Below are 12,534 nucleotides of genomic sequence, written 5' to 3'. Positions count from 1 at the left end.
AATACAGAGCTTTTTTGTGTTTATGCTCAGTATGAAAAATATTTAAGTTCTGTTTTATTCGCTAGTTTTAGCTTTCAGCCAGTGTTAGTTTAGCGTTAATGAAAATTAAATCTCACGCAATGAATTTAATTTTTAATGTATTAAGGCATCTTTTATGAATCAAACAGTGGAACAAACAATGAAAAAAGTAGGATTAGTCGGTTGGCGTGGCATGGTTGGCTCTGTGTTATTAGAACGTATGCAGCAGCAAAGTGATTTTGCCCATATCGACACCACCTTTTTCACCACCTCACAAGCGGGTCAACTAGGCCCAGATATAGCAGGCGACGCAAAACCATTACTAGATGCAAGTGACATTAGCGAACTTGCTAAAATGGATATTATTGTTACTTGCCAAGGCGGTGACTACACCAATGCGGTATATCCAAAACTTCGAGAGTCGGGTTGGGATGGTTACTGGATTGATGCAGCTTCAGCGCTGCGTATGAGTGAGGACAGCATTATAGTGCTTGATCCCGTAAACAAAGATGTTATTGAACAAGGCTTAGAGCAAGGCGTTAAAACCTTTGTGGGCGGTAACTGTACTGTATCGCTGATGCTACTTGCATTAGGTGGTTTATTTGAGCAAGACCTAATTGAATGGGTAAGCCCAATGACTTACCAAGCGGCGTCGGGCGCTGGTGCACGAAATATGAAAGAGCTTATTGCACAAATGGGCGCTATTCATGCAAGTGTTGCCGACAAAATTGATAACCCAAGCTCTGCTATTTTAGAAATTGATAAAATAGTAAGTGAAACAATGGCGTCAAAAGACTTACCACAAGACCAATTTGGTGTGCCATTAGCGGGCAGTTTAATCCCGTGGATTGACGTACCTATGCCAAGCGGTCAGTCTAAAGAAGAATGGAAAGCGCAAGTTGAAGCGAACAAAATTTTAGGTTCTTCAAAGCAACCAGTGCCTATTGACGGTTTATGTGTACGTATTGGCGCTATGCGTTGTCATTCACAAGCGATGACCATTAAATTACGTGAAGATATTAGCGTAGAAAAAATTGAAGAAATTTTAGCGTCTCATAACGAGTGGGTTAAGGTTATTCCTAACGAGCGTGAAATTAGCGCAACAGACTTAACACCCGTTAAAGTAACAGGCACTTTAACAATTCCTGTTGGCCGTATTCGTAAATTAGCGATGGGGCCAAAATACATCAGCGCATTTACAGTAGGCGATCAGCTTTTGTGGGGAGCGGCAGAGCCACTTCGTCGTATGCTACGCATAATTGTTGATGGTGAGTAATACCAATTCGCAATAATACTTAATCAATTTGAGGGGTTAAATCTGACGCTAACTACGTTAAATATTTCTGATATAGAACAACTAAATAACGAAATCTTTGCCTTGTTATCGACACGATTTTTCTTCCCTCAAAATAGATCACTTAATTAAGCGAATTGGTATAATATATAATCAGTATTAACAAAAGGGGTTGGCAATTTGCCAGCCCTTTTTAGTTTAATGGCTTATAAAACCGCTTAAGAGGCTTAAACAATACTTTTTTATGAATGTTCACTGTTGTTTATTATTGAACTTAAGTAAACTGTTTACATTGTGCAACAGCCTATTCAAGTAACATTAATGACCTCTCATATAAATAACTTTGCCAATAAGCGATTAGCATTTGTTAGCTCCTATTTTAGTTCTGCAATTGCTATAAACACGGTTGTTTCTTGTTTTCTTATTTTTAGCAGTATTAACCACAGCGCTTCGCAAGAAAAACTTTACTGGCTTTTTACGTTATCATTTATTTCATTACTTCGAATAGCCAGCCATGTATTTGTTAACAACACCCATGCTTTTAAATATCATCTGTATTTTATAGGTTTATTATTAACAGCCGTAACTTGGGCTGCTTTCCCCATTTTGTTTTATGAAAATATGCCAATGCAGGAGAAGTTTGTATCACTCGTTGTTTTTAGCTCCCTTGCTGGTGGCGGTGTAAATGTTTTAGCTTCTGATATTCGTTCCTCCTTGTCGTATATAACCTGTTTACTGGTTCCTTTTAGTATTTTATTACTTTTACAGCCTATTGAAGATGAGAATGTACTAGGTATTTTAGGGCTCGTTTTATGGTTTATTTTGTGTTTTGTTACCGCTGTACGTTCTGCTAAAGATGTAAAGTCATCAATTAATAATGAACTTAAGTTAGATCAATTTATTGAAAACTTAGAAAACGAAGTGCAACTTCGTACCGAACAAATAATCCTTTTAGAGCAAAAAGATAATTTAACTAAATTGTTTAACAGGGGGAGCTTTGTTTCTAATGTTGAACTTGATTTAGCCAATCAAAATGATGATATTAAAGCCGTTTTATTTTTAGATATGGATGACTTTAAAATCATCAACGATAAATACGGTCACGATTTTGGTGACTTTGTTCTGGCCCAAACAGGTAAACGATTAGTTGAAACACAAACTCAGGGCGATTTTATTGCTTGTCGTTGGGGAGGGGATGAGTTTATTTTTTATTCTCGTAGTAACACCGAAGACGAACTTTTTGACTGTGTTTTTAGATTAGTTAAAACTTTAACGAAAACAGTAAGCATGGATAGCTATCAAGTAAACCCTTCTTTTAAGGTTGGGCTGTATTTTACGCGTGAAAATTTTAACCTTGAAGACGCGATTAAATACGCTGATGTTGCTATGTATGAAGGTAAGAAAAGCCGTAATGAAATATCAGTATTTGACGAGCGAATGCATGAATCGCTTAAAAGAGAAGAAGTACTTCGTAGCTCAATTAAAGAGTGCGTAGAAAAAGGTGACTTTCATCTGTGTTATCAACCTATTGTTGATATAAGTACAAATGAAATAACCACGTTTGAAGTACTACTTCGTTGGCAGTTTAATGATGAATTTATCCCCCCTTCAGAATTTATAGATATTGCAGAGCGATATGGAAAAATTAATATATTAGGTGAATTTGTACTAGAACAAGCCATCGCGAGTTTAAGTAAGTTAAACGCTGTGAATAGTAAGATTGGATTGTCGATTAATGTGTCGGTGCTGCAACTAGAAAACCATAACTTTTTAGATTTTTTAGTTGCGCTTTTAAGTAGGTACGCAGTCAAACCATACAATGTGCATTTAGAGATAACAGAAACAGTCATGATCAAAAATTTACCGTATTTGTCAAAAGTGATTACGGCCATAAAAAATACCGGTGTGCGTATCTCTATTGATGACTTTGGTACTGGGTTTTCTTCTATATCGGTTTTAAAAGAGCTATCAGTTGATTACATTAAAATAGACAAATCTTATATTGATAACATTTGTGAATGCTCAAAAGATAAAAGTATTGTATCTGCGGTAACTAACATGTCGCATATGATTGGATGCCAAGTAATAGCTGAGGGCGTAGAAAGTCCAGCTCAGTTAACGTTATTACAAAGCTTACAAATTGATAAGTATCAAGGTTTTATATTCAGTAAACCAGTTAGATTTGATCAAGCATTTTCACTTATAAGTTAAAGGGATACACTCGCTTTATATTCAATTAAGCATTGCTGTATAAATTACATTTTGCAGCAATGTCTTATTTTAAATACTGGATTTACATCATTTTTTCAGAAAAACTTAAAATCTATATTGCATTTTACTACCTTAGAATATTTCCCTACTCGTACTTTTGAATCTTCATATTCATCGTTCACTCTTAAAGTGGTATAACCTTTGCTCTTAATACGTAGATTAGCCTGTTTAGCTACAATGAGGCTACCAACGATGTATTTTAAATGCGATCTACGTAGTGTTATTACAATTTTGCGTAATTCTTACATGTTTAAAATGCTCATTTGAAAGTATTAAGTAAAGGAAATTACAATGAGCTCGGTTTCTAATTTATTTCATAGCAAATGGTTTAACTCATTAGCGGTTACTTTATTAGTCCTTATTATTGCCAGAATAGCCGCGCCTTATGTCGTTCAGTATTACGTAAATTATCAGTTAAAGCATACGCAAGGTGTTACGGGACATATTGGTGATGTAGATTTGTTTTTATATCGCGGTGCCTACGCAATTGACGACGTTGAAATTTACGCTGTTGATGCAACTTCAGCCCCGAAGCCTTTACTGAGTATTCAAACTCTCGATTTTTCACTTGCGTGGTCAGCCCTTTTAAAGGGCAATTTAGTAACAAACATGGCCTTTACCCGTCCTGAAATAGTTATTTACGATAAAGACCCCAATGCTTCTGAGCAAAATAAACAAGTAAAAGACGAAACTACCTGGGTAGGGCTCGCCAATAATTTAGTACTGTTCTCTATTGATACCTTAACAATTGAGCAAGGCAAATTAACTTTAGTTAACTCAACTAATAGTGGTGAAAAACCCACTTTTATATCAAATATTAACGCTCGAATTGAAAATATAACCAACGCGCAAAACCTATCAAAAACACTAGTGACTACTCTAAGCGTAGAAGGTGCATTAATGGGGGAGGCCGGATTAAAGCTTGATGGCAAATTAGATCCCTTTAGCAAACAAGCCAATTTTGATTTTAACGCAGAGGTACAGCGTTTCTCTGTTAAAAACCTCGATACTGTATTTAAGGTATACACGCCTTTTGATATTGAAGCGGGTGGCATTGATGGCGCTATGGAACTTGTAGCTAAAGACAATAACTTAAATGGTTATGTAAAAGCGGGCGTTCAAAACTTGAGTGTGTTCTCGTGGCGCGAAGATATAGAAAAAGATGACGACGGCATATTTACGGCCATATTTGAAGGCAGTGTTGATTTACTGGGCTCTATACTCGAAAACGATGAGTCAAAACTTGTTGCTGCACGTATTCCTATAGAGGGACAACTAGATAATACGGATGTTTCGACTTTTCAAGCTGTGATTTCGGTATTAGAAAACGCATTTTTTGATGCGTTTAAAATGAAAGTAGATAACGTTATTTCTTTTGAAGATACGGATGAAAAACCTGATAACGAGGAAAATTAAAGCTCTTTGGTAATTCTATTTCAATTAGATCTTTAAATTGCACCCACTTTTTAAACTTTAAGTGGGTGCTTTAGTACTCTTATCAGATTAGTTTTTGCGGTTACTCAATAGCTCTTTAAGCTCAGCAATTTGGGATTGTAGTTCGTTTACTTGCCCTTGCGTTGCAGGTAATGAGCTGTCGTCTGCGAGCTCTTCTCGTGCTTTGCGGTGCTCCTCACTCATAACTTCTAAAATGGCACCTACCATCATATTTAAAAATACAAATGCGGTTAAAAATATAAACGTAAGGTAATAAATCCAGCTTAATTCGTACACCGCCATTGTTTCGTACATTATGTCGGTCCAATCTTCAAACGTCGCCACCCTAAACAAGGTAAGCATTGAGATTGATACGTCTTGCCAAAGTACGGGGTTTATTTCCGCAAACATCATGCTGCCCATTGCAGCGTATATATAAAAAATAACAAACATTAATAGGGCTATATAACCCATTTGCGGAATGGCTTTAAGCAATGAGTTAACCAATAAGCGCAGCTCTGGGATCATCGATACCAATCGCAGTACTCTAAATATGCGCAGTAAACGAGCAATTAACATAGTAGAACCAGCAGCAGGATATAAACTGCCCAATACTATGATGGTGTCGAATATATTCCATCCTTTAGAAAAAAAGTGTTTTATGCCTTTACTTGCAATAAAGCGGATTACTAGCTCAATTAAAAAGAATGCGGTAATGCCAACGTCCATCCAATTTAGAGCAAGCTCTACGGTAGGATGTAGTGAGTAAGTGTGCGCACCGACTGTCAGGGCAGAAACAATAATTACAGCTATAACAAATGATTGAAATATCTTGCTTTTGTCTATACGCTGAAACAACTTTTGTAACTGCGACATCATAGAAATAGATCCTTTGGAGATTAAGATTTTATGGCGCTAATATACAATAATATTGTAATAATTTAACGCTTTTTCGATATAGAAAGTGTAAGGAAATTTAATGTTTATCAATAAACTAAAAAGTAGCGCATTACTTATTGTTGGATTATGTGTTTTAGCTGGTTGTAGCTCTGACGCGCGTTTTCATGAAGTTCAATCGGCGCGCCTTGATGAGTGTAACTATAAAGCCGACAAAGAATATTACGAATGCCTAGATAAACAAGACTCTAACTACGAAGAGTTTAAAAAACAGCAACAAGCCCAGACTAAATAAGTAACCTTTATATTTATGACTAAAACTCAAAAGCAGCGCGATAAGCACATTCGACTAGCACTTACTAATGCATGCGAGGCAATAAAAGAAAGCGTAATTGGTTTTGATTATCTAACGCATACCATTGATTTAAATAACGAGGCCAATACGTTAAAAGTACAGTGCTATTTTAATGATGATATAGCCCTTGAAAGTGCAAAACCGCAACTTAACGAATTAACAAATATAATACTCAAAGAGCTTACGAGTATTAAGTTGAACGCAAAACCAGCACATATTTCATTTTCCGCCAATTAACAGAGCTTTTGTTGGTTTGATAGCACATGGACGTTATAATTAGATAAATTATTTTTAGGGTTTAAATTATGGCTGTTCCTACGCGTTCGCAAATATCACCAGGTACCACAGTAAATATTGTATTAAAAGAAGATCAACGCAGCGGCACATTAACTGAGGGTGTTGTTGAGCGCCTTTTAACAAAATCACCAAATCACCCACACGGCATTAAAGTACGTTTAGAAGATGGTCAAGTTGGCCGAGTAAAAGAGATTTTATAATGGCAGCGTTAACAGAACAGGCTTTTTGGGAATTAGTAACAACGCCTGATTTAGGGCTCGATCCGCAAAGTGTGAGCGATAACCTAAAAACTAAACTTAATGATTTAAGCGATCAGCACCTTATTGATTTTGATAAGCATTTTGGCATACATATGCGCAAGTGTTTTACCTGGGATTTGTTTGGTGCCGCCTTTGTGATGGCCGGATGTAACGACGATTACGGCTTTAGCGAATTTAGATGTTGGTTAATTTCGCGCGGTAAAACAGTATTCGAAAACGCCTTAGAAAATGCTGATTCTATAGCGCAGTGTACACCTGTTTATTACTTAAACGAGCAGCCTTATCCGTACATTGATGAGTACGACTTAATAGCCGGTTTATTATTTGAAGAACGTAACGAAGACGAATTGCCGTTTATCCCATCTGGCAGTGATGAACCCAAAGGTAAACGTTTTAAAGACAAACCTAAGTTTTTAAAGCAAAGCTACCCTTTATTATTTGCAAAGTACTGGCAATAAAATAAATACCAATTCGTATAACTAGTTAAACAATCTAATGAGTTCAATTTACCCTTACAATTAAGCGCATTGGTATAAATCGTTTTGTTGTTTAAGTACGTATTAAATAAAGTGCTTAACAACAAAATGGTTCGTAATGAGTATCTAGGGCATGTTTACCTTTGGTGGTTGAATTTGTTCAATCCAAGAAGGATTTAATCGCGGCGCGAAATTTGTAAACTAGTGGGCTCGACAACTGCTCCTGGGTTATTCTAATGGCTTACATCCATGTAAGAATAAGTAAAAACCGAGCAAAGCTTCCGCGTCCTACTCACGCGCTCGCTCCTGTAATACGACTTCTCTCCTTTTATAGTAAATCTCTGTTATAGTTGTTAAAAGTTATAAAAGCTAAGTGATTAGGCATTTTGCTATTATTTAACACGCTGACTCACGAGGATACACCCACGAAATGAAATATTTAACACTCGCTTTATTAACTGTCGCTTTTACAAGTGCAAATGCTTTTTCTGAGCCGAGTAATAAAACACGATTTATACCGTTTTTAAAGTCAAAATTGGGGGCATACGAAGTTGTGTCGACCAATTCAGGGTTATGCGTTAATAGCGATTTGAGTTTGACAGACGAAAGTGATTTAAGTGCAGGTTTTAAACTTGGAGAACAAATTGTATTTGGATCGCTCCATAATGGTACTCGCACTATTAAAAAACCAAACTTTTGTTTTATAACCAGTACGCTTAAATATAAAAGTGATGGCCTTGAAAACGGTTTAAGAATGAGCCGTTGTGAAAACCCTGCAAACGAAAAAACAATCAGTCAAAGTATCAAGTTTTTAGCTGATAACACACTAAAATATACATTAAGCGAACCTAGTGTAGAGTGCACATTTAAAAAAGCAGACGAGAGCAAATAAAGCATCTAGTAAGTAGTAAATCATTCGCAGTATATTTTAGGGATATCGCGCCAACGCGTAGTGTACTGCGGCGATAAAAAATCACGGTTCATGTGCCATCGGTCATTTAATTTACTGCTTGCAAGGCTGAGCATCCCTTTTCCGTATCGATTGTTAATTGTATCTAGGCATTGCATAAGCTTTGGATTATCAGGGCTCTTATTAAATAAGTCATTTTGCTGAAACTGTTCTGATATTAGCTCTACCGCGCCCACACCACACTTATAAAATAGGATCCCCGGTTGGTAAATATTATTAAATACCTCAGATACAGCATTAGCCATCACGCAGGTGTCGTTAGTGGGTGAGGGGAACTTATACACAAACGACTTTTTATAATATCTGTTTTCGTGCGCACCACTAGCTGCAAAAATATAAAGCTGGTGAGTGAGCGAACGTTGCGCTCTTAGTTTATTAGCCACTGTGGTTACATGGTTAATTAGTGCTGTTTTAAGGGCTGTTGGCTCGCATATGCGCTCTCCAAAACTACGGGTCGAATAAATCTCTCGCTTGTCTTGTCGTACATCATCCCAGTTTAAACATGTTATCCCGTTAAGTTCGCTTACTGTACGTTCAACAACCACACTAAATGCACGGCGCATTGCTTTAGGGTTTTGCTGAGCAAGGTCCCAAGCGGTGTGTATATTCATTATTTTAAGCTTTTTAGCTAGTCGCCGGCCTATTCCCCAGACATCTTCGCAGCTCATTCTTTGTAAAATAGCTTGGCGAGTTTGCTCGCTATTTATTACTGCAACACCATTAAAGCCACTGAGCTTTTTAGCAGCGTGGTTAGCGGCTTTTGCTAAAGTAGGGGTCGGGCCAAAACCTACACCTACAGGAAGCTTTGTTTCGCGCCATACTGTGCGCCTTATTGTATGGCCGTATTCATGCCAGTCTTTAATTAATGATGTGTAGCCATTAAAGTGCAAAAACGATTCATCAATACTGTATATGTGTTGTGTATCGCAAAAGCGGCCAATAATATTCATCATTTTGTCGCTTAAATCAGCATAAAGCTCGTAATTGCTAGAGCGAATAACAACGTTGTTTTGCTCAAGCAAATGCTTAACTTTAAAGTACGGGCCAAATTTAGGAATATTTAAGCGCCGAGCAATAGGGCAAATAGCGCATACACAGCCATCGTTATTGGTAAGTACAACCACGGGTTTGGAGCGAATAGCAGGGTCGAATACTTTTTCGGCACTGGCATAAAACGACACAGCATCAACTAAGGCATACATTTTAGTAACTCTGGGCTTTGCCTGTGCATTCTTATTGATAGCGTTACTACGCCTTCTAGCTGAAATTCGTCTGCAGAGGTTAGTTGTACAGGCTTATGTAAAGAAGAAGCTGAAAGCAGCCGTGCATTGGTTTTATCAAGTAGTTTGCATACAAAAAGACCATTTAAGTTAGCAACAATAACGTCACCATTTTCTGCAGGCTCTGCACGGTCGATAACTAATAAGTCACCTTCAAAAATTCCGACTTCTTGCATAGAGTTACCCGATGCAATACCAATAAACGTAGCATCTGGATGCTTTATTAAAAGCTCATCAAGGGTTACACCTAGCTCGGTGTACTGCGCTGCGGGGGATTCAAAACCACACACGCCTGCTTCTATATAAATGGGAATGACAAACATAACACAACCTAAAACGCATATACTGTATAAGTGTACAGTATATGCGTTTTGTGTAAGTTATGCCAAGAATGTATGGCTGATCAATCCATGTTTTTGATCATTTGTTGTGCGGTATCTAAAAAGTCTTTGATTTGTTGAGGGTTTAAGTTTTTACACATTTGATTATTTATTTTTTTCTCTGAGGCTAATAACTTATCAAAAAGAACTTTACCTTGCTCTGTGAGCGACAAAATAAAGCAGCGTTTATCGTGCTCACTTGCCTGTTTATTTATTAAATTTAAGCCAATAAGATCTTTAATTAAACGTGCTATTTGCGCTTTGTCGCGCTGCGTTTTAGTAACAATATCGTTAGCCGTACAGTTATTTACGTTCGCAATAATATGTATGCAGCGTACGTGCATAGCATTAATACCAAGTTCGCCTGCGTTAATTGCTTCACGAATTGTGACACGGTAATTTTGCATTAGTTCAAACAGCGTATTTGATAAAGGTGTATTCATAGAATTCTCAATATAGTTGACAAAGTCAATTAATTTGCTATGGTTGATTTTATCAACCAATGGGGCGTTGTGCAATACCTGCTTTTTCTAGCAGCCAATTATTAATGTAAAACGAGGTAATACATGAGTAAACAAGTTCGCAAAGCCAACGTATTAAGTACACAGCAAATCACACCCCACCTACAGCGTATTGTTGTAGGCTCTGATGATTTTAAAGACTTAACCTCACAGTACATTGGTAACTATGTAAAAGTACTATTTCCAAAAAATGGTGAAGTAGATTTTAACTTAAAAACAGCGTGTGTACGGTCATATACAATAAGGCATGTAGATGCACAAACAGGCGCGCTAACGCTTGATTTTGTTATAAATATGCACCAAGGCCCTGCAACTGACTGGGCTAAAATTGCAAAAGTAGGCGACGAGCTAGGTATTGCAGGACCAGGCCCTAAAAAGCTAGATAATTATGAGCATTCGCATTATGTATTACTAGGCGATTTAACATCGGTAAATGCAATAAAAGGGTATGCGCAGCAATTACCTTTAACTTCAAAAATTGATGTTTTTGTACATGCGCCCACTGAGCAAGACATTATTGATTTAGAAACAAGCCGCGATATTAATTGGCTTGTTACCGACAACGCTGACGAAGCGCTACTTAGCGCGCTTCAAAATTTACACATTACAGCAGAGCCTCCCATTGTATTTATGGCCTTGGAGGCTGGGCTTGTACGTAGGGTAAAAACACTGCTAACAGAGCAATTTAATATACCGCGCAGTAATATTGTTTCCTCAGGTTATTGGAAAAAAGGCGTAGACTCAGAAGGCTATAAAAAGCTGCGCCAACGTGATGCACAGCTTGCTTGAATACCTTAGAGCAAAATAACATATACCTATTTTGCTTTAATACCTCTGCGTAACTTGAATTGACCTAATAGCAGACCCATTTAAGTGTTTTATGCTAATGATGTAATCCATTATTAGCATGCATTTTTAGGAGCTGCTATTTTGTTAAATTCCATTCCTTTTTCGTTATTAGAACTTGCCCCCATGATCAAAGGGGACAGCGTTACTAACACTCTTCATAAAAGTACTAAATACGCCCAACGTGCAGATGAACTTGGCTTTAACCGTTTTTGGCTTGCTGAGCATCATAATATGCCAGGAATAATTTGTGCTGCCACTTCTATTTTGGTTGGACACATTGCAGGTAATACCAAAAAGATACGCGTTGGATCGGGCGGTATTATGCTGCCAAACCACTCCCCATTAGTTGTTGCTGAACAATTTGGTACGTTAGAGAGCTTATATCCAGGGCGAATAGATTTAGGACTAGGGCGTGCCCCCGGCAGCGACCCTGTAACGAGTCGTGCATTAAACAACGATATGAGCCGTGCAGAAAACTTCCCGGGTGAAGTAACTGAGCTGCAAACATTGTTAGGTCCTTACAACGGTACGCACCCTATACGTGCTATACCGGGTGAGGACACAAACGTTCCTATTTGGTTATTAGGCTCGAGTTTATTTAGCGCGCAACTAGCGGCGCAAAAAGGGTTACCGTATGTATTTGCAGGACATTTTGCACCGCGCTTCGTGCACGACGCAATAGCGTTGTATAAGCGCGAATTTAAAGCATCAAGCGTACTTGATAAGCCATACGTCATGCTTGCACTGCCTTTAGTGGCAGCAGACACCGACGATGAAGCGCAATACTTGTCGACTACTTCTAAGCAACGTGTGCTCGAACTGATACGCGGTAACGAGCTGTGGCTAAAACCACCTGTTGAAAGCATGGACGGGTTATGGAGCGAACAAGAACGCGCTCATGTAGAGAACTTTTTAAGTCTAAGCGTAGTAGGCGGACATGTAAGTATTAAACACAAGTTAGAGATGATAGCGAAACAGCTAGAAGTTGATGAGTTTATATTTACCAATGATGTATTCGATAGTGAAAAACGCCACCGTGCACTCGAAATTTTAATGGAAATAAAGCACTAAAATATAGTTAGTTAAGCAAGCGTACACTCTGGGCTTGTTAACATACAGACATCATCAAAAGTTAAACTTTTTTAACTCATTTTATTAACTTTAAGTGATGTCTGTATTTGTTATTTAAATATTCAAAGTAAATTTGATTGCTATTTTTAGTATATATTTTG

Annotated in this window: 14 protein-coding genes; 10 read left to right on the top strand and 4 right to left on the bottom strand. The window is 37.7% G+C overall.

The window, feature by feature from the left end:
- Positions 1–154 precede the first annotated feature (154 nt).
- The 3 genes from asd to I6F43_RS00525 all read left to right on the top strand — a co-directional run bounded on the left by asd (position 155) and on the right by I6F43_RS00525 (position 4,999).
- Positions 155–1,294, top strand: coding sequence for an aspartate-semialdehyde dehydrogenase (gene asd, locus I6F43_RS00535; protein WP_197100444.1), 1,140 nt, complete (start codon positions 155–157; stop codon positions 1,292–1,294).
- 339 nt (positions 1,295–1,633) lie between these two features.
- The gene (locus tag I6F43_RS00530) at positions 1,634–3,523 is read left to right on the top strand and encodes a putative bifunctional diguanylate cyclase/phosphodiesterase (protein ID WP_206007875.1); all 1,890 of its coding nucleotides are present in this window, start codon (positions 1,634–1,636) and stop codon (positions 3,521–3,523) included.
- Between the two features lie 351 nt (positions 3,524–3,874).
- Positions 3,875–4,999 (top strand): DUF748 domain-containing protein, encoded by a 1,125-nt coding sequence (locus I6F43_RS00525; protein ID WP_197100443.1) that lies wholly within the window; start codon positions 3,875–3,877, stop codon positions 4,997–4,999.
- An 87-nt stretch (positions 5,000–5,086) separates the two neighbouring features.
- Here I6F43_RS00525 and I6F43_RS00520 read toward each other — a convergent pair whose 3' ends face one another.
- Positions 5,087–5,896: an ion transporter gene (locus tag I6F43_RS00520; RefSeq protein ID WP_007583228.1), complete on the bottom strand. Its 810-nt coding sequence runs from the start codon at positions 5,894–5,896 to the stop codon at positions 5,087–5,089.
- 100 nt (positions 5,897–5,996) lie between these two features.
- Between I6F43_RS00520 and I6F43_RS00515 the strand changes: the two genes are divergently transcribed.
- From I6F43_RS00515 to I6F43_RS00495, 5 genes are all read left to right on the top strand, one after another.
- A complete protein-coding gene (locus I6F43_RS00515; RefSeq protein WP_121954678.1) occupies positions 5,997–6,209 on the top strand; it encodes a hypothetical protein in 213 nt (70 codons plus the stop codon).
- A gap of 15 nt (positions 6,210–6,224) precedes the next feature.
- Positions 6,225–6,506, top strand: coding sequence for a hypothetical protein (locus tag I6F43_RS00510; protein WP_007583225.1), 282 nt, complete (start codon positions 6,225–6,227; stop codon positions 6,504–6,506).
- Positions 6,507–6,574: 68 nt separating this feature from the next.
- A complete protein-coding gene (locus I6F43_RS00505; RefSeq protein WP_007583223.1) occupies positions 6,575–6,766 on the top strand; it encodes a YwbE family protein in 192 nt (63 codons plus the stop codon).
- Positions 6,766–7,284, top strand: a complete 519-nt coding sequence (locus tag I6F43_RS00500) for a DUF4240 domain-containing protein (protein ID WP_007583221.1) — start codon at positions 6,766–6,768, stop codon at positions 7,282–7,284. The genes I6F43_RS00505 and I6F43_RS00500 overlap by 1 nt, the downstream gene beginning before the upstream one ends.
- Positions 7,285–7,732: 448 nt before the next feature.
- Positions 7,733–8,194, top strand: a complete 462-nt coding sequence (locus tag I6F43_RS00495; RefSeq protein WP_010552920.1) for a hypothetical protein — start codon at positions 7,733–7,735, stop codon at positions 8,192–8,194.
- Between the two features lie 20 nt (positions 8,195–8,214).
- On the opposite strand, the gene I6F43_RS00490 is transcribed toward I6F43_RS00495, so the two are convergent.
- The 3 genes from I6F43_RS00490 to I6F43_RS00480 all read right to left on the bottom strand — a co-directional run bounded on the left by I6F43_RS00490 (position 8,215) and on the right by I6F43_RS00480 (position 10,375).
- Complete coding sequence (locus I6F43_RS00490; RefSeq protein WP_197100442.1) at positions 8,215–9,474, bottom strand: Y-family DNA polymerase; 1,260 nt, start codon at positions 9,472–9,474, stop codon at positions 8,215–8,217.
- Positions 9,462–9,875, bottom strand: coding sequence for a S24 family peptidase (locus I6F43_RS00485; RefSeq protein WP_010552918.1), 414 nt, complete (start codon positions 9,873–9,875; stop codon positions 9,462–9,464). Before I6F43_RS00485 ends, I6F43_RS00490 begins: the two co-directional genes overlap by 13 nt.
- Positions 9,876–9,955: 80 nt before the next feature.
- Entirely contained in the window at positions 9,956–10,375 is a 420-nt protein-coding gene (locus tag I6F43_RS00480; protein ID WP_010552917.1) for a MarR family winged helix-turn-helix transcriptional regulator, read from the bottom strand.
- Positions 10,376–10,498: 123 nt separating this feature from the next.
- Between I6F43_RS00480 and I6F43_RS00475 the strand changes: the two genes are divergently transcribed.
- Positions 10,499–11,242, top strand: a complete 744-nt coding sequence (locus tag I6F43_RS00475; protein ID WP_197100441.1) for a siderophore-interacting protein — start codon at positions 10,499–10,501, stop codon at positions 11,240–11,242.
- A gap of 141 nt (positions 11,243–11,383) precedes the next feature.
- Positions 11,384–12,373: an LLM class flavin-dependent oxidoreductase gene (locus I6F43_RS00470; RefSeq protein ID WP_007583209.1), complete on the top strand. Its 990-nt coding sequence runs from the start codon at positions 11,384–11,386 to the stop codon at positions 12,371–12,373.
- Positions 12,374–12,534: the final 161 nt, after the last annotated feature.

Origin of the sequence: Pseudoalteromonas sp. NZS71_1, from assembly GCF_015864305.1 — a bacterium.
GTDB classification, from domain to species: Bacteria; Pseudomonadota; Gammaproteobacteria; order Enterobacterales; family Alteromonadaceae; genus Pseudoalteromonas; species Pseudoalteromonas arctica.
This window is presented reverse-complemented; position numbering and strand designations above follow the sequence as displayed.